General features: G+C 32.7%; 22 protein-coding genes. 15 read left to right on the forward strand and 7 right to left on the reverse strand.

The features are described from left to right. Positions 1-33 precede the first annotated feature (33 nt). The 10 genes from NH341_RS01085 to NH341_RS01130 all read left to right on the forward strand — a co-directional run bounded on the left by NH341_RS01085 (position 34) and on the right by NH341_RS01130 (position 10,490). Positions 34-1,224 carry a DUF5018 domain-containing protein gene (locus NH341_RS01085; RefSeq protein ID WP_082118596.1) on the forward strand — a complete coding sequence of 397 codons (1,191 nt, stop codon included), beginning with the start codon at positions 34-36 and terminating at the stop codon, positions 1,222-1,224. Between the two features lie 109 nt (positions 1,225-1,333). Then, on the forward strand, positions 1,334-2,041 hold the full coding sequence (locus tag NH341_RS01090) for a DUF547 domain-containing protein (protein ID WP_253055470.1): 708 nt from the start codon (positions 1,334-1,336) through the stop codon (positions 2,039-2,041). Positions 2,042-2,114: 73 nt separating this feature from the next. Then, complete coding sequence (locus tag NH341_RS01095) at positions 2,115-2,450, forward strand: arsenosugar biosynthesis-associated peroxidase-like protein (protein ID WP_047788229.1); 336 nt, start codon at positions 2,115-2,117, stop codon at positions 2,448-2,450. 162 nt (positions 2,451-2,612) lie between these two features. Further along, complete coding sequence (gene arsS / locus NH341_RS01100; protein WP_253055792.1) at positions 2,613-3,668, forward strand: arsenosugar biosynthesis radical SAM (seleno)protein ArsS; 1,056 nt, start codon at positions 2,613-2,615, stop codon at positions 3,666-3,668. A 144-nt stretch (positions 3,669-3,812) separates the two neighbouring features. Continuing rightward, on the forward strand, positions 3,813-4,328 hold the full coding sequence (locus NH341_RS01105; protein WP_253055471.1) for a rhodanese-like domain-containing protein: 516 nt from the start codon (positions 3,813-3,815) through the stop codon (positions 4,326-4,328). Further along, on the forward strand, positions 4,321-4,956 hold the full coding sequence (locus NH341_RS01110) for a TIGR04282 family arsenosugar biosynthesis glycosyltransferase (protein WP_253055472.1): 636 nt from the start codon (positions 4,321-4,323) through the stop codon (positions 4,954-4,956). The genes NH341_RS01105 and NH341_RS01110 overlap by 8 nt, the downstream gene beginning before the upstream one ends. Before the next feature lie 102 nt (positions 4,957-5,058). Further along, a complete protein-coding gene (locus tag NH341_RS01115; protein ID WP_253055473.1) occupies positions 5,059-5,877 on the forward strand; it encodes a purine-nucleoside phosphorylase in 819 nt (272 codons plus the stop codon). Between the two features lie 211 nt (positions 5,878-6,088). Further along, entirely contained in the window at positions 6,089-7,057 is a 969-nt protein-coding gene (gene arsM / locus NH341_RS01120; RefSeq protein ID WP_159610788.1) for an arsenosugar biosynthesis arsenite methyltransferase ArsM, read from the forward strand. A gap of 127 nt (positions 7,058-7,184) precedes the next feature. Continuing rightward, on the forward strand, positions 7,185-8,219 hold the full coding sequence (locus tag NH341_RS01125; RefSeq protein WP_253055475.1) for a S66 peptidase family protein: 1,035 nt from the start codon (positions 7,185-7,187) through the stop codon (positions 8,217-8,219). Between the two features lie 87 nt (positions 8,220-8,306). After that, entirely contained in the window at positions 8,307-10,490 is a 2,184-nt protein-coding gene (locus NH341_RS01130) for a transglycosylase domain-containing protein (protein WP_253055477.1), read from the forward strand. 277 nt (positions 10,491-10,767) lie between these two features. Here NH341_RS01130 and NH341_RS01135 read toward each other — a convergent pair whose 3' ends face one another. The 5 genes from NH341_RS01135 to panC all read right to left on the reverse strand — a co-directional run bounded on the left by NH341_RS01135 (position 10,768) and on the right by panC (position 14,760). Then, positions 10,768-11,091: a hypothetical protein gene (locus NH341_RS01135; protein WP_253055478.1), complete on the reverse strand. Its 324-nt coding sequence runs from the start codon at positions 11,089-11,091 to the stop codon at positions 10,768-10,770. Positions 11,092-11,123: 32 nt separating this feature from the next. Beyond that, positions 11,124-12,485: a DNA repair protein RadA gene (gene radA, locus NH341_RS01140; RefSeq protein WP_159488962.1), complete on the reverse strand. Its 1,362-nt coding sequence runs from the start codon at positions 12,483-12,485 to the stop codon at positions 11,124-11,126. A gap of 35 nt (positions 12,486-12,520) precedes the next feature. Next, a complete protein-coding gene (locus NH341_RS01145; RefSeq protein ID WP_253055481.1) occupies positions 12,521-13,471 on the reverse strand; it encodes a lysylphosphatidylglycerol synthase transmembrane domain-containing protein in 951 nt (316 codons plus the stop codon). 1 nt (position 13,472) lies between these two features. Then, the gene (panD, locus tag NH341_RS01150; RefSeq protein ID WP_028891458.1) at positions 13,473-13,823 is read right to left on the reverse strand and encodes an aspartate 1-decarboxylase; all 351 of its coding nucleotides are present in this window, start codon (positions 13,821-13,823) and stop codon (positions 13,473-13,475) included. Between the two features lie 88 nt (positions 13,824-13,911). After that, positions 13,912-14,760: a pantoate--beta-alanine ligase gene (panC, locus tag NH341_RS01155; RefSeq protein ID WP_253055482.1), complete on the reverse strand. Its 849-nt coding sequence runs from the start codon at positions 14,758-14,760 to the stop codon at positions 13,912-13,914. A 96-nt stretch (positions 14,761-14,856) separates the two neighbouring features. Between panC and NH341_RS01160 the strand changes: the two genes are divergently transcribed. From NH341_RS01160 to glmS, 3 genes are read left to right on the forward strand one after another with little or no spacing between them, the layout of a single operon-like run. Further along, positions 14,857-15,672 carry a glycogen/starch synthase gene (locus NH341_RS01160; protein ID WP_159488958.1) on the forward strand — a complete coding sequence of 272 codons (816 nt, stop codon included), beginning with the start codon at positions 14,857-14,859 and terminating at the stop codon, positions 15,670-15,672. After that, entirely contained in the window at positions 15,672-17,228 is a 1,557-nt protein-coding gene (locus tag NH341_RS01165; RefSeq protein ID WP_253055483.1) for a DUF4270 family protein, read from the forward strand. The genes NH341_RS01160 and NH341_RS01165 overlap by 1 nt, the downstream gene beginning before the upstream one ends. Before the next feature lie 5 nt (positions 17,229-17,233). Beyond that, a complete protein-coding gene (gene glmS, locus NH341_RS01170; RefSeq protein ID WP_159488953.1) occupies positions 17,234-19,090 on the forward strand; it encodes a glutamine--fructose-6-phosphate transaminase (isomerizing) in 1,857 nt (618 codons plus the stop codon). Between the two features lie 50 nt (positions 19,091-19,140). Here the strand turns inward: glmS and NH341_RS01175 are convergent, their stop codons facing one another. Next, a complete protein-coding gene (locus tag NH341_RS01175; RefSeq protein WP_047788215.1) occupies positions 19,141-20,100 on the reverse strand; it encodes an endonuclease/exonuclease/phosphatase family protein in 960 nt (319 codons plus the stop codon). A gap of 335 nt (positions 20,101-20,435) precedes the next feature. Here NH341_RS01175 and NH341_RS01180 point away from each other — a divergent pair, with 335 nt between their 5' ends. After that, positions 20,436-20,768: a hypothetical protein gene (locus NH341_RS01180; protein ID WP_125064411.1), complete on the forward strand. Its 333-nt coding sequence runs from the start codon at positions 20,436-20,438 to the stop codon at positions 20,766-20,768. Between the two features lie 77 nt (positions 20,769-20,845). Here NH341_RS01180 and gdhA read toward each other — a convergent pair whose 3' ends face one another. Beyond that, complete coding sequence (gene gdhA / locus NH341_RS01185) at positions 20,846-22,189, reverse strand: NADP-specific glutamate dehydrogenase (protein WP_047788213.1); 1,344 nt, start codon at positions 22,187-22,189, stop codon at positions 20,846-20,848. 191 nt (positions 22,190-22,380) lie between these two features. Between gdhA and pheS the strand changes: the two genes are divergently transcribed. Next, positions 22,381-23,400, forward strand: coding sequence for a phenylalanine--tRNA ligase subunit alpha (gene pheS, locus NH341_RS01190; protein WP_073182468.1), 1,020 nt, complete (start codon positions 22,381-22,383; stop codon positions 23,398-23,400). Positions 23,401-23,407: the final 7 nt, after the last annotated feature.

The raw sequence follows: 23,407 nt of genomic DNA on the forward strand, positions 1-23,407 counted from the left end.
TTACACCTATCTTAGCTTTTAAAATTAAAAATTATGAAAAGGAATACAGCCCTATTTTTTCTTATAACAGTCCTAATAGTTACTTTGTCTTGTAACAAAGAATACATACTAATAAATAATTACATTTCAAGTAACGAAAATGAAATACTAAGCTTTTCTATCAAAAAAGGAAATTTTATTAAAAATTTTGAAATTTCAGAAGACTCTATTATAGGTCTAATTCCCGACTACGTAGAACTGGACGATGTTGAATTAGAAGTATTTATTTCTGAAAAATCCACCATAAACCCAGATCCAAAATCAATCACAAAAATAAACAAACCACTAACTTTTACTGTAACCGCAGAAAATGGCACTACTAAAACCTATACTATTGATATTAAAAGAGAATTAAGCGACCAAAACGATATCATTTCTTTTAAAATTAAAACAACAAATCAAACATTAGCAACAAGTATTGATAATATAGAAAATAAAATAACAAAAAAACTTCCTACTTTTTTAAACCTCTCTAACCTAACAACTGAAATAAACATATCAGAAAAAGCTTCAATTTCTCCTCTACCAAGCGATATAATAGATTACTCTTCCCCTGTTAACTTTACAGTTAAGGCAGAAAATGGCGTTGAAAAAACTTACACCGTAATTCTAGAACACGTTAGCAACTCTTTTTCAAACACCTGTAATCAATCAAATGCTAATAAATGGTTTGGCGGAGACAGCAGAACTAACGCTCCAGATATATCACCATACGATAGAAACCTAGGAACTGGTCAAAGTGTATTATTCCAAAACGACACAGAGTTATCCTCTTTTAGTGTTAAACTAGAAAGCAACTTTAAACATCATGAAACTGGAACTCCACATAATAAGACAATTAAACTAAACCTAGACATTAGAAACATAAGAGGTGAAATAGTTTCCACTGCCATAACAGAGTTAGACTCAACATTTCTTGGTGGATGGGTTGACTTTAATCTTTCTGATTTACAACTATTTTTTGAAGCAAATACTGAATATATATTCACATGGTACTTGATTGACGGAGCTAACTTAGGTGTAAATACAGGCTCTTCCGCATACATTAATAGTGGAAACGGACTTTGTTTTGGACAAGGTTACTCTGGTCAGTCCAATATATCCTTAAATAATAATCTGAAAAACTGGAATACTTGGATAAAACATGAATGGTACTTCAATATAAAACTTCAGGGAAAACAATAATTTTAAAACCTTAACAAATAAATGTTAAGGTTTTTTTGTATCAAACTTTTAAAAACATCCTCTGTAATGTTCCCTCAAAACCTACGTCTAAACTTTAAAATCGATAATCATGCGAAATATACTTTTACTGTTAAGTTTAGCTTTCTTCTTAAATTCTACTGCTCAAACCAACACTTTTGATGCGTTACTAAAAAAACATGTAAATACAAAAGGAAGCGTTAACTACAAAGGGTTTAAACAAGACAAAGCTAAACTTCAAGCTTATTTAAATGAGTTAGCAAACATAAAACCTCAAAAATCTTGGTCAGCTTCAAAAGCTAAAGCCTTTTGGGCAAACGCATATAATGCGTACACCATTCAACTAATTTTGGACAATTATCCTCTTAAAAGCATTATGAATATTAAAAAGAAAGGTAAAGACGCATGGAGTATTCCTTTTGCTAAAGTTGGCGGTAAAACCTATACCTTAAATCAAATTGAACATGAAATTTTACGTAAAAAATATAACGACCCAAAAATTCATGTCGCTGTAAACTGCGCATCAGGCTCTTGTCCTCAATTACCAAATTATGCCTTCACAGAAAAAAATTATGAATCAAAAACTACTCTTTTAATGAAAAAGTTTATCAATGATTCTTCAAGAAATAAAATCTCAGAAAATAACATCCAATTATCTAAAATATTCGAATGGTTTCAAGGAGATTTCACAAAAAAAGGAGACTTAATCAATTTTCTGAATCAATACTCAAATGTAAAAATTAATCAAAAAGCAAAGGTTAGTTATTTAAAATACGATTGGTCTTTAAATGGAAAATAATCTCATTATCCTTTTGTAAAACAGCAGTGAAAACAATTTGGTATTTTTACTTTTTTAATAGAAATGAAATAACATGTCAAAAACATACTACGATCCAGCCGACTTACGAAAGTTTAGCAAAATAACAGAATGGAGTGAAGAATTAGGAAACAAGTTCTTTGATTATTACGGAAAAGTCTTTGAAGAAGGAGCTCTAACCGCACGTGAAAAAAGCTTAATCGCTTTAGCTGTTGCACATACTGAACAATGCCCTTATTGTATTGATGCATACACTAAAGACGGATTACAACGAGGTATTACTAAAGAGGAAATGATGGAAGCCATTCATGTAGGAGCTGCCATTAAAAGTGGAGCAACTTTAGTACACGGGGTTCAAATGATGAATAAAGTCAATAAATTAGAAATGTAAGCAGAAAACTAATTTTGAAAATCAAAATTATGTGAATCGCTTATCCCGAGCATTAGTTTCAATCAAAGTGTATTTTGATTGAAACTACATTAGGAACTAGTCAAAGGATATTAAACACTAAAAAAGATGAGAGGCTGACCTTATTTCAGCTTTATAGAAAGGATAATGAAAAAATCTTTAAAATCTAGAAACAACGATTTAGCTAACACGCAACGCCAGCTTGAAATCATCTCAAACGGAATTTTTGCTGATGGTGAATTACCTACGTTTGCCAAAAAACTCAAAGAGACCAATCAGTTTCCATTACGTCCTAAAAAATTAGAAATTCTTCAAATTAATTTAGGGTACATGTGTAATCAAGTTTGTGCACATTGCCATGTTGATGCTGGTCCTGACCGAAAAGAAATTATGACCACAGAAACCATGGAGCAATGTTTAGATGTGATTCGAAAAACTGGAGCACACACCCTGGATTTAACGGGTGGAGCTCCTGAAATGAATCCGAATTTTCGATGGTTTGTAGAAGAAGCTTCCAAAGCAGGAATTAAAGATTTTATTGTGCGCTCTAACTTAACTATTATTAGAGCGAATAAAAAGTATTACGATTTACCCGAGTTTTTTAAAAAGCACAATGTACATGTAGTTTCTTCTATGCCTCACTGGACTCGTGGAAAAACCGACAAACAACGCGGTGATGGTGTTTTCGACAAATCTATTGAAGCTTTAAAAATGCTAAATGCTGTGGGATATGGAATTGAAGGAACTGGCTTACAACTAGATTTAGTCTATAATCCATCAGGAGCTTTCTTACCAGGAGACCAAGCAGCTTTGGAAGCTGATTTTAAAAAAGCTTTGAAAGAAGATTTTGATATTATTTTCAATTCACTTTTTGCTATTACCAATTTACCTATCAGTCGATTTTTAGATTACTTAATTGCTTCCGAAAATTATGAAGATTATATGTATTCGTTAGTAGAAGCCTACAATCCTATGGCAGTAGAAAATGTAATGTGTACCAACACACTATCGGTAAGTTGGGACGGATATTTATATGATTGCGATTTCAATCAAATGCTAAATCTAAAAGTAGCAAGCAAATCACAGCACATTTCTGAATACAACGAAGCACTATTGCAAAACAGAAATATCATTATCAATCAACACTGTTATGGTTGTACTGCTGGTGCAGGAAGTAGTTGTCAAGGTACAGTAGCATAGCTTAATGAATTAATGAAGTTATGTAAAAGTAAAATAATCTCACATCGAGTGGTTTTTCTGACATTTTGGAAGAAAAATTGTATCGAGATGTAATCACTTTAATTCCCTATAGGTTTTATCAAATACCGTTGAATGTTTTTAAATATGAAAAACCTCTTCTTTCTCATATTATTAATATCCGTAAATTCTTTTTCTCAAAAGAACCTAGAACAGTTATTGAAAAAATACAATACTGAAAGTGTTCCGTATATTTCTGTTAGTGAACTACAAAAAGAAAAGCCTTTCGACCCCGCTCAAGGTGACAGCATAATTATACTCGACGCTCGTGAACCTAAAGAATTCAAAGTCAGTCATCTTAAAAATGCTATTTGTGTCGGTTATGATCTTTTTAATTTAGAAAACACCTTAGCAAAACTTCCTAAGAACAAGAATACCAAAATTGTAGTATATTGTTCTTTAGGAATTCGTTCAGAAGACATTGCCGAAAAACTACAAAAAGAAGGTTTTATCAACATTTTTAACCTATATGGTGGTATTTTCGAATGGAAAAACCAAGGAAATACAATCGTTAACCTACAAAACAAACCTACAGAAAAAGTCCATGCTTTCAATAAAGAATGGAGTAAATGGTTACACAAAGGAGAAAAAATATATGAATAATCAAAATGAAGTGTCATTTCAAGAGCAGTCGAGAAATCTTCTTCTAATATTTACTAGAAACCCAGAATTAGGTAAAGTAAAAACACGTTTAGCTAAAACAATTGGAGACGAAGCTGCGTTAGATATTTATAAATTCTTATTAGAACACACAAAACAAGTTACCCAAAATTTAACTTGCGATAAAGCTGTATACTACTCGGTAAAAGTTCACGAAAATGATATTTGGAATGCTCCAGTATATCAAAAGCACCTGCAAGAAGGAAACGATTTAGGTATACGAATGCACAACGCTTTTCAACAAGCATTTTCTACTGGATATGAAAAAGCTGTAATTATTGGTAGTGATCTACCTGATTTAACTTCCGAACACATCAATGAAGCTTTTGAAAAATTGAATTCTAATGATGTAGTTATGGGGCCTGCAGAAGATGGTGGTTATTACCTATTAGGCATGAAAAAACTCCATGCTAATATTTTTCAAAATAAAGACTGGGGAACCTCAACTGTTAGAAAAGATACCTTAAACGATTTACAAAACGAATCAGTACATTTGTTAGAAACCTTAAATGATGTAGATATTTTTGATGACATCAAAAACAACCCAGTATTCAATCAATTTTTAAACTAACCGTCATTACAAGGGAGTATACGAACGAAGTAATCTGCCTATCTCGAAGTCATAACTTAAAGATTGCTTCGCTATCGCTCGCAATGACAAACACAATATAAAATGCTAAAAAAACAACAACTACAAGAAACACAAGAATTTCTTCAACACAAAGGAATTACCAACCCAGAAATAGGAATTGTTTTAGGAACAGGATTAGGAAAATTAGTCGATGAAATAACCATTGAACAAGAAGTACCGTATGCTGACATTCCACACTTTCCACAAGCAACTGTAGAATTTCATTCAGGAAAATTAATCTACGGAATCTTATCGGGTAAAAAAGTGGTAGTAATGTCGGGTCGTTTTCATATGTACGAAGGGTATAATCTATGGGAAGTGACCTACGGTATTAGAACTATGCACGCACTAGGCATTAAAACTTTGTTAGTTTCTAATGCTGCAGGCGCTATCAACCTTTCTTATAAAAAAGGGGATTTGATGTTACTTGAAGATCATTTGAATTTACAAGGTGGTTCTCCCCTAGCCTTTAAAGGAGCTAATGAGTTTGGAAATATTTTTGCCGATATGCTTGAACCGTATTCAAAAAAATTGAATACAAAAATGAAAGCTATTGCCAAAGCTAACGACATAGACCTGAAAGAAGGTGTATATGCTAGTGTTGTAGGTCCGCAATTGGAAACTAGAGCTGAGTATAGAATGTTACAAATTTTAGAAGTAGATGCAGTAGGAATGAGTACCGTACCTGAAGTAATCGTAGCAAAACAACTCAACATTCCGTGTGCAGCTGTTTCGGTATTAACCGATGAATGCGATCCTAAAAATTTACAACCTGTAAATATTAGCGAAATTATTGAAGTTGCTGGAAAAGCAGAACCTAAAATGATCACGCTTTTTAAAGAATTAATTAATGAATTATAACATCATTCCGAACATAGTGAAGGAATCTTTTTAATGGAAGTAGCATCCAACCTTGAGGTTTCTCGCTTTAGCATGTCTTAAGCGGCAGTCGAAAGGCTCGAAATAACAAAACAAATTATAAAGCAAGACTATTAGAATCAAGAACCTAGACAAACAACACAAGTCTTTATTCTTTTATCTAACAGCGTAGCGGTCTTTAATCTTAAAAAATATGAGTTACTTAGAAACCACCAAAAATGTATACAAAGAAGCAGCGTTAACCCCTGATGTTGGTTTATGCTGTACAACAAACCCTATTTGGGAGTTACCAGGATTAAAAATTCCGAAAATCATGCAAGAAATGAACTACGGATGTGGTTCTACCGTACATGCTCGTGATTTAACCAACAATCCTAAAATATTATATGTAGGTGTTGGTGGCGGAATGGAATTGTTACAATTCTCTTATTTCTCACGTCAGAAAAACGGAGTGATTGGAATTGATGTGGTAGATGAAATGCTAGAGGCTTCTCGAAAAAATTTTGTGGAAGCAGAAGCTCAAAATCCTTGGTTCAAAAGTGAGTTTGTCGATTTACGAAAAGGAGATGCGTTACACTTGCCTGTAGAAGATAATTCGATTGATGTGGCTGCTCAAAACTGTTTATTTAACATTTTTAAAGCTGAAGAACTAAAAAAAGCCATTGCTGAAATGTACCGCGTGTTAAAACCTCACGGACGTTTGGTTATGAGCGACCCTACGTGTGAGCAACCTATGAATGAAACGTTACGAAACGACGAACGTTTACGTGCCTTATGTTTAAGCGGAAGTTTACCGATTACGGAATACGTAAAAATGCTGACGGATGCTGGTTTTGGAACTATTGAAATTAGAGCACGTAAACCATACAGAATTTTAGACCCCAAAAATTACCCTACCGATGAATTGATTTATATCGAATCGATTGAAGTAGCTGCGATTAAAGATCCAATGCCTGCTGATGGCCCATGTGTATTTACAGGTAAAGCTGCCATTTACTTTGGAGATGAAGATTATTTTGATGACGGAGCAGGACACACCTTATTAAAAAATCAACCCTTAGCGATTTGTGATAAAACAGCCGCAGCTTTAAAAGCGTTAGGAAGAGACGATATATTTTTCTCAGAATCTACCTATCATTACGATGGTGGTGGATGTTGTTAGACGTAAACTACTTTAGTTCTGAACCTCGCTAAAGCGAGGTTTTTTATTGCAAAAAAGGTTAACTTCGCCTCCAAAAAATAAAGTTTTTTATAAACTTACAACCATAAAAACACTTTTAAAAACAACCATGATAAAACCAAAAAAATTACAAAAAGGAGATAAAGTAGCTACAATTTCTTTATCATGGGGAGGTGCTGGAGAAATACCTAATAGATATCAAACAGGAAAAAAACAGATACAAGATAATTTCGATTTAGAAGTTGTTGAAACTAGAAATGCGTTAAAACCTGCTAAATGGATTTATGAAAATCCAAAAGCAAGAGCTGAAGACTTAATGGAAGCTCTTGAGGACAAGTCTATAAAAGCAATCATTTCTAACATTGGAGGAGACGACAGCATAAGAATGCTACCTTTTATCGATTTAGATATTATTAGAAAAAACCCAAAAATTTTTATTGGTTTCTCAGACTCTACTGTAACACATTTTTGTTTTTATAAAGCGGGAGTAACATCTTTTTATGGAACTTCAACACTTGTTGGATTTGCTGAAAATAATGGAATGCATCAATACCAAATAGATGACATTAACCAAACTTTATTTTCTAATAAAATTATAGGGAAAATTAGCCCTAATACTGAAGGTTGGACATCTGAACGATTAGAATGGGAAAATCCAGAAAACCAAAATATATCAAGACAGTTAACAAAACCCAATGGATGGAAGTTTTTACAGGGTACAAAAACAGTATCTGGAGAACTATTAGGGGGATGTTTCGATGTTTTAGAAACCTTAAAAGACACCAAATTATGGGTAACCCCTTCAGATTGGAAAGGTAAAATATTGTTTTTTGAAACATCAGAAGCAATGATGCCTCCCCATTATTTTCTTTGGATTTTAAGAAACTATGTTGCTTCTGGTATTATACATAATATTAAAGGATTAATAGTTGGTAGACCTTACAATAATCAATATGTAGTAGAATATGAGAAAGCATTAATTCAAGTAATTAGAGACGAAGCTAGTTTAACAGATTTACCAATAATTACAGAAATGGATTTTGGACATACTTGCCCTACTTTCACAATTCCCTACGGAATAAAAGCAGAAATAAACCCCGTAGATAAAACTTTTTCTATAATTGAAAACGCTCTAACAAATTAAAACCAATTTCTAATCACACCTCTCTTAACCCAAACCATTATATTACACTCTTACAATTTTACCAACTAGAATTCGTTATTTTGTACAATGAAAATATTGAAAGAAATACAACTTCAACTTAAAGGAAGTAAGAAATTAACTCTTTTGTTAAAATACGCTACAGGATTAATACTGTTTGGAGTTCTTTTAGTAGTAGTATTATTTTCGTTAGTATATTTTGAAGTCTTTGGGAAGCTCCCTAATAAAGAAGAATTGACATCTATCATCAATGAAGAAGCTTCTTTAATTTATTCATCAGACGAAGTAATTATCGGGAAAATATTTGCTGAGAATAGAACCAATGTTCGACTAGAACAAATCCCAAATCATTTAAAAGAAGCTTTAATAGCTACTGAAGATAAACGATTCTATTCCCATAATGGCTACGATGGTCAAAGTTATGCACGTGTTTTCTTTAGAAGTATCTTACTACAAGATGCCTCTGGAGGTGGTGGAAGCACCATTACACAACAGTTAATTAAAAACCTTTACGGAAGGCAATACCATGGTTTTTTGAGCATGCCTATTAACAAAATAAAAGAGCTCATCATTGCTAGTCGTATGGAAAAACTATACAGCAAAGATGAAATCTTGTTATTATATTTAAACTCGGTTCCTTTTGGAGAAAATAATTTTGGGATAGAATCGGCTGCTAATCGATTTTTTAACAAATCAGTTAGTGAATTACACATTGAGGAATCAGCTGTATTGGTAGGAATGTTAAAAGCCAACACCTATTACAATCCAAGATTGAATCCAGAAAATGCTAAAAAGCGCCGTAATACAGTTCTTCAGTTAATGAATAACGAAGCCTATTTAAGTAATAAAGTTGCTGATAGTTTACAAAAACTACCTATTACACTTAACTACAAAAACCTTGATGTAAATGCCACTGCTGGTTATTTTACCTATCAAGTAAAGAAAAAAGCAGTAGAAATTGTAAAAAAAATAAATGACAGCACCAATACTTCTTATAATTTAGAAACCGACGGATTAAAAATTCATACAACACTGAATTACGATATTCAAAAAATTGCAGAAAAATCTGCTAAGGAACAACTCATCATCAAGCAACAACAATTAGACAAAGAATTAGCTTCAAACAGACTAAAAAATAGATGGTTAAAAAAGCAACAGTTTACAGAAGACGACAAACAAAATAGAACTATTCAACTCTTTGATTGGGATAGCACAAAAACCATTACTGGTAATAAAATTGATAGCCTTTGGTATTATGACAAAATGTTAAATGCTTCTGTTTTAGTTACGAATCCGAAAAACGGAGCAGTAATTAGTTGGGTGGGTGGTAATAACTTTAACACACTTCCTTTTGATATGGTGCTATCACACCGTCAAATAGCCTCGGCATTTAAACCGTTTTTGTATGCTACAGCACTGGAAAATGGGATTTCTCCGTGTGATTATTTTGAAAACGAGGAAAAAACCTATCCAGAATACGATAATTGGAAACCGAAAAATGCCGACCATAGCTCAACTCCTGATAAAAAAGTTGCCATGTGGTATGCATTGATAAAGTCTATGAACATTCCTAGTGTAAACCTATACTTTAAACTAGAAAAAGAGTGGTTGATTGATACTTGTGAAAAGTTACTATTCCCAGAAGTTACTGACGACGCTCCTTCAATTGCTTTAGGAACGTTAGATTTATCACTTTTTGAAACCACAAGAGCTTACGGTGCCTTTGCCAATAATGGTGAAATGAATGACTTGTATATGATTAGCAAGATTACCGATAAGGAAGGAAATATCATTTACGAAAGTGAAAAGCAAAAGGCAGAAAGAGTATTTACAGAAGAAAGTACACAAACACTCACTACTATATTACAACAAGCTGTAGAGCAAGGAACAGGAGCTAGCATAAGAAATAGGTATAAAATTAAAAGTCCGTTAGCCAGTAAAACAGGTACCGCTCAAAACTATACCAACGCTTGGTTTATGGCGTATACACCGAATATTGTTTTCGGAACTTGGGTTGGAACCTCTAAAAATGACGTACATTTTACTAGCGGAAATGGTTCTGGTTCTTCTTTGGCGCTGCCTATTGTAGCCAACATTCTAAAAGAAATAGAAAACACACCCGAACTAAAGGAAAGATACTTAACCTCTTTTGGTATTCCTGAAGAGATTTCTTCTTCAATAGACTGTCCCCCATACAGAGAAAAAGGAATTAAAGGATTTTTCAACAGACTTTTTGGAAAGAAAAAAGAATAGGTTATTCTATTTGGTTAATGAGAATCAACAGGCTATTTTTAAACAAAAAATCAACTAATAAAAAAGAGAACCTAAAAGGTTCTCTTTATTTTTTATTCGAAAGTATAAGCAAAGCTACCATCTCTTAGTCTATGAGCTATTACCCCAGGAGAATCATAGTTCTCAACATCCAACTCAAAAGTACCTTTCACTACTTTCTTATCATTATCAACCAATGTTATTGTTATACTTCCTGATACCGTTACTTGTAAATCATCATCTAATAAATCTATATACTTTAAGTATCATTATCTACACTTTCTCTATTTATTTCTATTGTTTTTCCAGCAACTAAATGCTCTCTATTAATCCACATATTTACTTCTTTAGGTAGTAAAGTTCCTTGCAAGTAAATAAATTTATCATTTGGATAATTAGTGTTTATACTATTAGAAGCCTTCTTTGTACCCAAAGCATTATTCATCTCATACACTTCTCCATTAATAGTTACTTTCATAGCATAATTTCCTAGACTTAAATCTTCATCTTCTCCCGAAGAAGAACAAGAAGCAAATCCAAAAAGCACTAACATTACAAGAGGGATAAATAAATTCTTTTTCATTTTTTTTAATATTTAGGTTTATAATTAATTTTCTAAGCAAACAAGGTAGCAAAAGCCTCTTCAATCTTACTTACTAAAATCAGTTTTATAGAATGGTTTTTGCTCGTAATCTTGTTGTATTTTGAGGTTACAAAGGTTTTATATCCTAACTTTTCAGCTTCGGTAATACGCTGATCTATTTTAGAAACAGGACGAATTTCACCTGCTAAACCAACTTCAGCTGCAAAACACACATCTGGATTGATGGCTAGATCTTGATTTGATGATAAAATCGCTGCCACTACCGCTAAATCTATTGCTGGATCGTCTACATGAATTCCACCGGTAACATTTAAAAACACATCTTTCGCTCCTAATTTGAACCCCGCACGCTTTTCTAGCACCGCCAAAATCATATGCAAGCGCTTCAAGTTGTAACCCGTTGTAGTTCGTTGTGGAGTTCCATAAACTGCTGTTGAAACTAGCGCTTGAATTTCTATCATTAACGGACGAATTCCTTCTAAAGTAGATGCAATTGCAGTTCCACTTAAATCAGCGTCTTTTTTTGAAATTAAGATTTCTGAAGGGTTCGATACTTCTCGCAATCCATCCGATAACATTTCATAAATCCCTAATTCAGCCGTAGAACCAAAACGGTTTTTTTGTGAACGTAAAATTCGGTAGGTATGATTTCGATCTCCTTCAAATTGCAACACTACATCCACCATGTGCTCTAAAATCTTAGGCCCCGCAATATGTCCTTCTTTATTAATATGTCCGATCAACAAAACTGGAGTTGCCGTTTCTTTTGCAAATTTTATCAATTCTGCGGAAGTTTCTCGTATTTGGGAAATACTTCCTGGTGACGCTTCAATTGTATCTGTATGTAAAGTTTGGATAGAGTCTATTACCAACACATCTGGCTGAACTTCTTCAATATTTTTAAAAATCTGTTGTGTATTGGTTTCCGTAAGAATTAAACAGTTAGGATTTTTTCCTTCGATACGTTCAGCACGCATTTTAATCTGCGACTGACTTTCTTCTCCAGACACATACAATACTTTTTGCGGAATTTGTAAAGCAATTTGTAACAACAACGTAGATTTTCCAATTCCTGGTTCTCCACCTAATAACACTACCGCTCCTTTCACCAATCCGCCACCTAAAACAGTGTCTAACTCTTGATTCTTCGTTCCAAAACGCTCTTCTGGATTCAGTTGAATATCTTCAACTCGTAAAGGTTTTGCAACTCTTTTTTGTGTGTTTGATGGCGATTTCCAACTTCTTTTTTCTTCTTTTTGAATCACTTCTTCAACAATAGTGTTCCATTCTTTACATGAGCCACATTGCCCTACCCATTGCGCGTGTTGCGCGCCACAGTTTTGACAGAAAAAAGTTGTTTTGGTTTTTGCCATTCGATTTGTAAGATTTACTTACAAAGAAAAGAAAACTATTTGTTTTTATTATAGATGGGTAAGAACAAAAATGCTAACCCTCCAAAGACAATAATCATAGCCGTTTGAGCTGTCCACATAATCCAACCAAAGGCTGTTGCAGGTTCTTCAGCAATTCCAAATAAAGCCAAAGCTCCAGCTACGGCAACAGGATACAATCCTATCCCTCCATTAGTCGCCGCAATCGCAAATCCACCAGCGATAAACCCGATTAAAACACCTCCTAACGGAACGTGCAATCCATCTATTGCTGGAATAGTCGCCCAAAACATCAATACATACATTAACCAAATAAATACGGTATGAAATATGAACGCCCATTTCTGCTTCATTTTCAAGATACTGGTAATTCCTTCAATTAATCCAACTACAAATTTTTTGATTTTTAATCCAATTCCAGATTGTGCTTTTTTTACAAACCTTGTAAAAATCACAAACACTAAAACCAAGCCACCAATAAGAATTCCAATTTTCATTGGATCAAAATTCTCGGTTAGTAATTCAAAAATAAAATCAAACTGTACAAAAAGTGTGATTACTATGATGCTAAGCATCATGATTAAATCTGCCATTCGTTCGGCAACAATAGTACCAAAACCTTTTTCAAACGGAATATTTTCGTAGTTAGTCATCACAGCCGCTCGAGACACTTCTCCTGCTCTTGGTACTGCATAGTTTACTAAATACGCTACTAAAACTGCCATAGTACTATTGCCAAAATCTGGTTTATACCCCATAGGCTCCAACAAAAACTTCCAGCGATAAGCACGAGATAAGTGACTTAACACCCCAAAAAACAGTCCTAAAGCTATCCATCCGTAATTAGCATCTTTAAAGTATTGTACTAAGGTTTCAATTGAAATTTTTGACAATGAATACCAAACTAAAAAACCTCCCAAAATGAGAGGTAATAGTATTTTTGTGATTTTCTTTACTGATATACTCAAACTATTCTAGCAAGTTATTTTCTTCGTTAGGAAATACTAATTGTGGTTTAAACTTTTTGGCTTCTTCTAACTCCATAAAAGCATATACAATTAAGATAAGTACATCTCCTTTTTGAACCCTGCGAGCTGCTGCTCCATTCAAAGTAATTTCACCACTCTTTCTTGGACCTGGAATTGCATAGGTTTCTAAACGCTCTCCATTATTGTTATTCACAATCTGTACACGTTCTCCTTCAATAATTCCAGCAGCATCCATTAAATCTTCATCAATGGTGATACTTCCTATATAATTTAAATCCGCGTTGGTTACTTTAACACGGTGTATTTTAGATTTTACTACTTGTACTAACATGCTGCAAAAATAATTGTTTTTTAATGAATACTAGATTGTTTTTTGATGATTTTAACATTATTACAAAGCTCATTCTTAAGCTCAAACATTAACTCTTTAAACGAATATTATCTATCAAGCGAATGTCTCCAGCAAAAACAGCTATAAATGCACGATACTTCATATTTTCTTTAATCTCTGTTACCGTTTGCAATGTTTTTTCATCTGCAATGGTAAAATATTCTAATTCAAGTAACGGATGATTTTTAAATTGTTTTTTCACCCATTTTGTTAACTCTTTTGGGTCTTTTACTCCAAATTTCTTTTTTGCTTTTTTTAATGTTTTATAAATAAATGGTGCAGCTTCACGGTATTCTTTTGTTAATCTCGTATTTCGAGAACTCATAGCCAACCCATCATCTTCTCTAAAAATTGGTCTTCCTTTAATTTTTACTAGTAAGTTATATTTTTCTACTAACTTTTTAATAATTTGCAATTGCTGAAAATCTTTTTTACCAAAATAAGCAGTATCTGGTTCTACTATTTCAAATAACGTTTTTACTATTGTTCCAACACCATCAAAATGACCATCTCTAAACCTCCCTTCCATTTGATGTTCTAGCCCATCAAAATCAAACTTTTCTGATGTAATATTTTCGGCATATATTTCTTCTACTGAAGGAAAGAACAACACATCACAATTAGCAGACGTTAACAACTCCACATCACTTTCATAAGTCTTGGGATATTTATCTAAATCTTCTTTATTATCAAACTGTGTAGGATTTACAAAAACACTAACTACTGCAATATCATTCTTCTTTTTTGCTCTTCTAATAAGCGATAAATGCCCTTGATGAAGAGCCCCCATAGTTGGAACAAACCCGATTGATTTTTTATCCTTTTTTTGAGATGATAAAAACTTTTTTATTTCAGATTTTCTTGTGAAAATTTTCATTGTTATTTAATTGAAATGCATGCAAAATTAGCAATTTAACACGATTTTTGCATTAATTTTCGTATTTTTGCACCTTCAATAAAAGAGACCGATTTAATGAAGGATAAGAGAATTTTATATGTTTCATCAGAGGTAACACCATATTTACCAGAAACAGAATTATCGTCTACCGCATTTAACGTTGCTAAAAATGCACATTCTAAAGGAATTCAAACCCGTATTTTCATGCCTCGATTTGGGGTGATTAATGAGCGAAGGCATCAGTTACACGAAGTTATTCGTCTATCGGGTATGAACCTAATTATTAACGACATGGATATGCCTTTAATAATTAAGGTTGCATCCATTCCTAAAGAAAGGATGCAAGTATACTTTATTGACAATGATGAATATTTTAAGCGTAAAGCAGTTTATTCTGACGAAGACGATAAGCTTTTTGAAGATAACGATGAGCGTATGATTTTCTTCGCTAAAGGTGTAGTTGAAACCGTTAAAAAATTAAACTGGGCTCCTGACATTATTCATGTTCATGGATGGATGGCATCTTTATTACCTCTATATTTAAGAGAATATTATAAAGAAGAACCTTTGTTTGCAGAAAGTAAGATTGTAACTTCGCTTTACAATAGCGACATTGAAGATTTAAATAAAGAAATGGCTAATAAAGTTCGTTTTGATAAGATTGAGGAATCAAAGGTAGCAACTATCGAAACACCGAGTCATTTAAACATTTTGAAAAGTGCTATTGAAAACTCAGATGCTATCATAAAAGGCAGTGAAGTTTTACCGGAAGAAGTTGAAACCTATATTAATGACAATAATGTAAAAGTTTTAGATTTTCAATCGGAAGAAACCTTAACTGAAGCATATTTAGAATTTTATAAAGAGAACGTTTTAGAATTAAGCGAATAATGATTAGAAGAATTGGTGTACTTGGTATTAGCTTGCTATGTTTAGCAACTATTACATCTTGTGAAAAAGACTTTAGTGAAGTTGGGACAAATGTTATTAATAATGACAAGTTTGAAACAGGAGAAATTCTATTGGATGTTAAAATAACTCCAATAGACACAAAAAATGTACAAGCTGATAATATTAACGCTACTATTAGTGATTATTGGCTAGGAGTGTATAACAATCCTAATGCTGAAAAAATTGAAGCATCAATCATTTCTCAACTTGGTTATTTATCTGGTTTAAAAAACAAAGAAAATGTTACCGATGGTGATACCATATTTAATTTAGATAAAGTAATTTTAAAAATTCCGTACCAAGCAACATCTAAGGGTACTACAAATGGTATTACTACTTTTAAATTAGATTCGGTATTAGGTAACCCAAATATTGCTACTTCTATACAAGTATTTCAAAATGAAACCTATTTAAATACACTAAACCCAAGTGACCCTTCTAAAAGAAACACTTTTTTTTCTGATAGTGAATACTTAGGTAATACTATTTTAAATGAAGATGGAGTTTATGAAATGAAACCTAAAGCTACAGACACTACATTCATTTTTGATAGAATTGACAGGTCTTCTTCATTAACAAACACAACCACTTATAAATACACCGTTAAAGCAGAAAACTCACAAAAGCTTAAAGTTCCATTTTTAGCAATTCCTTTAGATTTAGCAAAAATGAAAACTTTATTCTGGGATAAATTTGAAAATGGAGAATTTGCTTCAAAAGAGGCTTTTGATAATTACTTCAGGGGTTTAAAAATTATGGCTACTGGAAACGATGGTTCTTTAGTCCCTCTGAATCTCGCAGCTTCTCCGACTCCTTCAGTAGATTTTTACTACACTAAATCAGTAGTAGATGGAACTACAGTAAAAGACACTATACAAAAAGAATATTCCTTCCCCCTTGCAGGAGTAAGAAACAGTATTTATAAAATGACTCCTGCTGCAAATCCAGCTCCCGCTAACAACTTTGTTATTCAAGGAACAGCTGGTAGGATTGCAGAAGTTGAAATTTTAGACGAGACAAAAGTTCAAGAATTAAAAAGTAATAACTGGCTAATCAACGATGCCTCACTTACTTTTTATATAAATCAAACAATTAACAATGATGCCAATGTTATTCCTCAGCAATTATTCTTATATCAAAATAAGAAAAACGAGGCAGGCGGCATTTCACCAACTCAGTTAACAGATGCTTATGTTGATCCAGCTTCATTTAGCGGAGTTTTAAAGAAAACTGACGACAATACTCCTGAAAAATATACGTTTAGAATTACCGATTATATTTCTAAATTACTATCATCTGAAGAAAACACAACTACTGATCCTTTAGTTTTAAAAGTATACAATCCTACAGATGCCCCTGTAGTTAATAATGTTTTAACAACCTCTGTTAAATCCTATAACTGGAACCCAAGAGCTGTAACATTGTTAGATGGCAATGAGACTACTAACGGAACTAAAAGAGCTGTTTTAAAAATATCATATTCAAAAGAAAAGTAAGTTGTATGTGTGGAATTACTGGATATATTGGACATAGAGAAGCTTATCCAATTGTAATTAATGGATTAAAGCGTTTAGAATATAGAGGTTATGATAGTGCGGGAATCATGATGTATGATGGTGAAACAATGCACTTATCAAAAACCAAAGGAAAAGTTTCTGATTTAGAAATAATTACAAACAAAGAAGAAAAAAGAAAAAATGGCAAAATAGGCATTGGACATACTCGTTGGGCAACACATGGCGTTCCTAATAATGTAAATTCTCATCCTCATTTTTCTCAATCTGGAAATCTTGTAATTGTTCATAATGGAATTATAGAAAATTATGATACCATTAAAAAAGAATTGCTTTCTAGAGGCTATGAATTTAAAAGTGATACCGATACTGAGGTTTTAGTAAACCTTATTGAAGAAATAAAAAAAAGCGAGGAATGTAAATTAGGAAAAGCTGTTCAATTAGCTTTAACCAATGTAATTGGAGCTTATGCAATTGCTGTTTTTGACAAAACAAAACCTAATGAATTAGTCGTAGCTCGATTAGGTAGCCCTATTGCTATTGGGGTTGGAAAAAACAACGAAGAGTTTTTCGTAGCTTCTGATGCTTCTCCTTTTATTGAATATACAAAAGATGCTATTTACCTTGAGGATGGTGAATTAGCTATTATAAAAAAAGACAAAGGGATTAAAGTTCGTAAAATTGAGAGTGATAAAGAAATTGATGCGAATATTCAAAAACTACAATTAAGTCTTGAACAGATAGAAAAAGGTGGTTATGATCACTTTATGTTGAAAGAAATATATGAACAACCTAAAGCTATTATAGATACTTATAGAGGAAGAATGCTAGCCAATGAGGGAATTATACGAATGGCTGGTGTTGATGATAATATGTCTAAATTCTTAAATGCAGACAGAATTATCGTTGTAGCTTGTGGTACTTCCTGGCATGCAGGATTGGTTGGAGAATACCTTTTTGAAGATATGGCACGTATTCCTGTTGAAGTTGAATATGCCTCAGAGTTTAGATATCGTAATCCTATTATTACCCCAAAAGATGTAGTAATTGCCATTTCTCAGTCTGGTGAAACAGCTGATACTTTAGCTGCTATTAAACTTGCTAAATCTAAAGGAGCTTTTGTTTTTGGTATTTGTAACGTAGTAGGCTCTTCAATTGCTAGGGAAACACATGCTGGTGCTTATACGCATGCTGGTCCAGAAATTGGAGTAGCTTCAACTAAAGCATTCACAACACAGATAACAGTACTTTCTCTAATTGCTTTAAAACTAGCACAAGCTAAAGGAACTTTATCAACATCTGCAGTGAATACTTATTTACAAACGATGCAACAAATTCCTACTCAGGTAGAAAGTTTATTGAAAATTGATTCCCAAGTTAAAGAAATAGCAGCCGTATATAAAGACGCTAAAAACTGTTTATATTTAGGTAGAGGGTTTAACTTTCCTGTTGCTTTAGAAGGGGCTTTAAAACTAAAAGAAATCTCTTACATTCATGCTGAAGGGTATCCTGCTGCTGAAATGAAACACGGACCGATTGCCTTAATTGATGAAAACATGCCTGTTTTTGTCATTGCAACAAGTAGAGGACATTACGAAAAAGTAGTAAGTAATATTCAAGAAATTAAGTCTCGTAGCGGTAAAATAGTAGCAATTGTTACGGAAGGTGATGAAACAGTTAAGGAAATAGCTGACCATGTAATTGAAATACCAGATACAGAAGAAGCTTTTTCTCCTTTATTAACTACAATACCACTCCAGTTACTTTCATACCATATAGCAGTAATGTTGGATAAAAATGTTGACCAACCAAGAAACTTAGCAAAATCGGTTACTGTAGAGTAACAATTGATTTTATTCAAAATACAAATCCTGAGAAAACTCTCAGGATTTTTTTATCTATCTTTTTCTAGAGTAATATAAACAGGAAAATGATCTGAAAACCCGCCCTTATAAAAAGGTCCTATAAAAGTTCTAAACGGACTTCCTTCATATTTCCCATTGAATATTTTTAACCAATCTCTATTATAAATTTTTGCATCTAAAAATGTGTACTTACTTTTTTTCTCATCAAAAAAATCTCTAGAAAACATAATCTGATCAAATAAATGCCATTCTTTGAAATGAGTGGTTGTTCCTTTACCTCTTTTATATAAAGGCTTCATTGGGTTATACAAATCATCTGACATCAAATACTCTTCAACACTTTTATTTACGGGGTTATCATTAAAATCTCCCATAATAATAAACTTTGCAGTACTTTCTTCTTCTTTAATCTTATCCATAACACTTCGAGTCAATTGGGCTGCTTTTATCCTATTATTTTCAGTTTCTGACACCCCTTCTCTACGTGAAGGCCAATGGTTAACTAAAACGTATACTATTTCATCATTAAGCATCCCTTTAACCACTAATAAATCACGCGTATAATCTACCCCACCTTCTTCATCGTTTAATAAAAGTGAATGCGTTTCTGAAAATATAACCTTAAAAAAGTCTTTGTTATACATCAAAGCAACATCAATACCTCTTTCGTCTGGTGAATCGTAATGAACATAATCATAATTAAATCTTGACAGGTTTTTGTGCTTTACTAAATCGTTTACAACAATGGCATTTTCAACCTCAACCAATCCTATAATAACAGGTGGATATGCTGATTGGTTATTTCCTAACTGACTAATAACAGATGTTATTTTTCTAAGTTTATGACCATACTTTTTTCTATTCCATCTTAGTTTACCATTTGGTGTAAAATCATCATCAAAAGTATTTGGATTATCTACAGTATCGAATAAATTTTCAACATTATAAAAAGCAATCGTATATCTATTTTTTCTCTTATTTGCTGTCATTTAAAAAAATTATCATTCGAAAATACAAAAATCAAGCAAGCTTTATAACATAAAGCTAACCTTAAGTATTTAGGTATTCGATAAATTTTAAAAAACAATCTTATATATTTTAATAAAAATCACTAAACTGTTTAAAATTCATCAAAAAAGAAACTTAAAAAAAGAAATATATTCAATATTAATTATTTGTAAAACAGTTATAAGGCGCTTATTTATTTTACTTTAAAACAATATTTTATTAATTACCAACATCCAATTAAAAACCTCATTTACAATACTTTTACAGTGTTAAATTTTAACAAACAAACTTAAAACAAACCCTAAAACTCTAAAAAATGAAAAAGTTATTTGTATTAATGTTCGTCACTCTAATGAGTACTTCAGTTTTTTCAACAAACGAAAATCCTGCAAAAGAGAAAATTAGAACAAAAATCGTTGAACTATTAGGTAACCCTAACTTTGTTCTAGATAAAGAAGTAAAAACTACCGTAGAATTTTTAATAAACAAAAACGGAGAAATAGTTATTTTGAATGTTAACTGTGATACTGAACAAGTTTGTCACTATGTAAAAAGCAGATTAAATTATAAGTTTATAAATAATGAATTTAAGTTAAAAAACCATATTTATAAAATGCCTTTAACTATACAGAAAAGTAGTAGTAAGTAATTACTTACCGATTATCCCCTAATAAAAAAGCCTCATAGAAATATTTCTATGAGGCTTTAATGTTATTATCTATAAAATTATACCGCTCCTTGATCCAACATTGCATCAGCAACCTTAACAAAACCAGCAATATTTGCTCCTTTTACATAATCAACATACCCACCTTCTTGTGTACCATATTTTACACAAGCTTCGTGAATATTATTCATAATAGAATGTAACTTGCTATCTACTTCTTCACGAGTCCAAGACAAACGTAAAGAGTTTTGAGACATTTCTAATCCAGATGTTGCTACACCTCCTGCATTTGAAGCTTTACCTGGTGCAAATAAGATTTTTGCATTTTGGAATACTTCAATAGCTTCTGGAGTAGATGGCATGTTTGCTCCTTCTGCAACACAAATACATCCATTATCAACTAATACTTTTGCTTCATCTCCATTTAACTCATTTTGAGTTGCACATGGCAAAGCCACATCACACTTAGTTCCCCAAGGTCTTTCACCTTTGAAGAATTTTGCTGATGGGTATTTTTCTACGTATTCATGGATTCTTCCACGTTTTACATTCTTTAACTCTTGTACAAAAGCTAATTTTTCAGCATCAATACCATCTTCATCATAGATATAACCTGATGAATCAGATAAAGTAACCACTTTAGCTCCTAATTGAGTTGCTTTTTCAGTAGCATATTGCGCTACGTTACCAGAACCAGAAACAACTACAGTTTTACCCTCGAAAGAATCTCCTTTGGTTTTTAACATGTTTTCTGCAAAGTAAACATCACCATAACCTGTAGCTTCAGGACGGATTAATGAACCTCCCCAAGAAGCTCCTTTACCAGTTAATACTCCAGTGAATTCGTTACGTAAACGCTTGTATTGACCAAACATGTAACCTATTTCACGACCTCCAACACCAATATCTCCAGCAGGAACATCAGTATCAGGTCCAATATGACGTGCTAACTCTGTCATAAATGATTGACAAAAAGCCATTACTTCACGGTCAGACTTTCCTTTAGGGTTAAAGTCAGATCCTCCTTTACCACCACCCATTGGTAAGGTTGTTAATGAGTTTTTGAAAACTTGCTCAAATCCTAAAAATTTTAAGATTGATAAGTTTACTGAAGGATGAAAACGTAACCCTCCTTTATAAGGACCAATTGCTGAGTTAAACTCAACTCTATATCCTCTGTTTACTTGAGTTTCTCCGTTATCATCAACCCAAGGCACTCTAAACATAATAGTACGTTCAGGTTCAACCATACGCTCTAGTAATTTCTTACCCTGATATTTTGGATTATTTTCTATAAACGGAATTACTGTTTCTGCTACTTCATGTACAGCTTGCAAAAACTCTGGTTCGTATGCATTACGTTCTTTTACGTAATCCATAAATGCTTGTATGTTAGATTCCATAAACTTAGTTGTTGTTCTGTTATTTTATAATATTAACAATTTTACTATGCAAATATAATTATTTTACTATTCGTTAATTTCTATTTTACCGTTTATTTCCCTTATTTTATTGGTGTTTATGCAAACCCTATTAAAAGTCCTTTTTTTTAGACAAAAAAACGTAAATTTGCACCTTAACTTTTGGAAAGATTATGTTAGACAAGGTAAAAGAATTGATTGAAGAGGTAAAAGCTTTTAATACCACTTCAAAAGAAGAAATTGAAACATTTAGAATTAAATATTTAGGAAGTAAAGGAATTTTAAAAGATTTATTTACTGAATTTAAAAATGTACCTAACGACCAAAAGAAAGAATTTGGGCAAACCATAAATTTACTTAAAACTTCAGCTGAAGATAAAGTAAACTCTTTAAAAGAGGCTATTGAGAATGCTGTTGAGGAAAAAGGTGTTTATGGTGATTTAACGCGTCCATCTGAACCAATCAACTTAGGTTCTCGACACCCGATTTCTTTAGTAAAGAATCAAATTATAGAAGTATTTAACCGTATTGGTTTTACTGTTTCTGAAGGACCAGAAATTGAAGATGATTGGCACAACTTTACTGCTTTGAATTTACCAGAATATCACCCGGCACGTGATATGCAAGATACTTTCTTTATTGAAAAGAATCCTGACACATTACTAAGAACACATACCTCATCAGTTCAGGTGCGTTATATGGAAAACAACGAACCTCCAATTCGTACAATTTCTCCAGGACGTGTGTTTAGAAACGAAGATATTTCAGCACGTGCACACTGTATTTTCCACCAAGTAGAAGGGTTATATATAGATACTGACGTTTCTTTTGCCGATTTAAAACAAACCTTATTATACTTTACCAAAGAAATGTTTGGTAAATCTAAAATACGTTTACGTCCGTCGTACTTCCCATTTACTGAGCCAAGTGCAGAAGTAGACATTTACTGGGGATTAGAAACTGAAACCGATTACAGAATTACCAAGGGAACTGGTTGGTTAGAAATTATGGGATGCGGTATGGTAGATCCTAATGTTTTAAAGAACTGTAATATCGACCCTACAAAATATAGTGGTTATGCTTTCGGAATGGGTATTGAACGTATTGCAATGTTGTTATACCAGATTCCAGATATTCGTATGTTCTATGAAAATGACAAACGTTTCTTAGAACAGTTTAAATCTGTAATTTAATTTTAAA

The organism is Tenacibaculum sp. XPcli2-G (genome assembly GCF_024124505.1).
GTDB lineage: Bacteria > Bacteroidota > Bacteroidia > Flavobacteriales > Flavobacteriaceae > Polaribacter > Polaribacter mesophilus.

What these genes read in the sequence shown, in the direction of transcription:
- NH341_RS01085 (WP_082118596.1), top strand. Translation starts at nt 34, where the DNA reads ATGAAAAGGAATACAGCCCTATTTTTTCTTATAACAGTCCTAATAGTT.
- NH341_RS01090 (WP_253055470.1), top strand. Translation starts at nt 1,334, where the DNA reads ATGCGAAATATACTTTTACTGTTAAGTTTAGCTTTCTTCTTAAATTCT.
- NH341_RS01095 (WP_047788229.1), top strand. Translation starts at nt 2,115, where the DNA reads ATGTCAAAAACATACTACGATCCAGCCGACTTACGAAAGTTTAGCAAA.
- NH341_RS01105 (WP_253055471.1), top strand. Translation starts at nt 3,813, where the DNA reads ATGAAAAACCTCTTCTTTCTCATATTATTAATATCCGTAAATTCTTTT.
- NH341_RS01110 (WP_253055472.1), top strand. Translation starts at nt 4,321, where the DNA reads ATGAATAATCAAAATGAAGTGTCATTTCAAGAGCAGTCGAGAAATCTT.
- NH341_RS01115 (WP_253055473.1), top strand. Translation starts at nt 5,059, where the DNA reads ATGCTAAAAAAACAACAACTACAAGAAACACAAGAATTTCTTCAACAC.
- arsM (WP_159610788.1), top strand. Translation starts at nt 6,089, where the DNA reads ATGAGTTACTTAGAAACCACCAAAAATGTATACAAAGAAGCAGCGTTA.
- NH341_RS01125 (WP_253055475.1), top strand. Translation starts at nt 7,185, where the DNA reads ATGATAAAACCAAAAAAATTACAAAAAGGAGATAAAGTAGCTACAATT.
- NH341_RS01130 (WP_253055477.1), top strand. Translation starts at nt 8,307, where the DNA reads ATGAAAATATTGAAAGAAATACAACTTCAACTTAAAGGAAGTAAGAAA.
- NH341_RS01135 (WP_253055478.1), bottom strand. Translation starts at nt 11,091, where the DNA reads ATGAAAAAGAATTTATTTATCCCTCTTGTAATGTTAGTGCTTTTTGGA.
- radA (WP_159488962.1), bottom strand. Translation starts at nt 12,485, where the DNA reads ATGGCAAAAACCAAAACAACTTTTTTCTGTCAAAACTGTGGCGCGCAA.
- panD (WP_028891458.1), bottom strand. Translation starts at nt 13,823, where the DNA reads ATGTTAGTACAAGTAGTAAAATCTAAAATACACCGTGTTAAAGTAACC.
- panC (WP_253055482.1), bottom strand. Translation starts at nt 14,760, where the DNA reads ATGAAAATTTTCACAAGAAAATCTGAAATAAAAAAGTTTTTATCATCT.
- NH341_RS01160 (WP_159488958.1), top strand. Translation starts at nt 14,857, where the DNA reads ATGAAGGATAAGAGAATTTTATATGTTTCATCAGAGGTAACACCATAT.
- NH341_RS01165 (WP_253055483.1), top strand. Translation starts at nt 15,672, where the DNA reads ATGATTAGAAGAATTGGTGTACTTGGTATTAGCTTGCTATGTTTAGCA.
- glmS (WP_159488953.1), top strand. Translation starts at nt 17,234, where the DNA reads ATGTGTGGAATTACTGGATATATTGGACATAGAGAAGCTTATCCAATT.
- NH341_RS01175 (WP_047788215.1), bottom strand. Translation starts at nt 20,100, where the DNA reads ATGACAGCAAATAAGAGAAAAAATAGATATACGATTGCTTTTTATAAT.
- NH341_RS01180 (WP_125064411.1), top strand. Translation starts at nt 20,436, where the DNA reads ATGAAAAAGTTATTTGTATTAATGTTCGTCACTCTAATGAGTACTTCA.
- gdhA (WP_047788213.1), bottom strand. Translation starts at nt 22,189, where the DNA reads ATGGAATCTAACATACAAGCATTTATGGATTACGTAAAAGAACGTAAT.
- pheS (WP_073182468.1), top strand. Translation starts at nt 22,381, where the DNA reads ATGTTAGACAAGGTAAAAGAATTGATTGAAGAGGTAAAAGCTTTTAAT.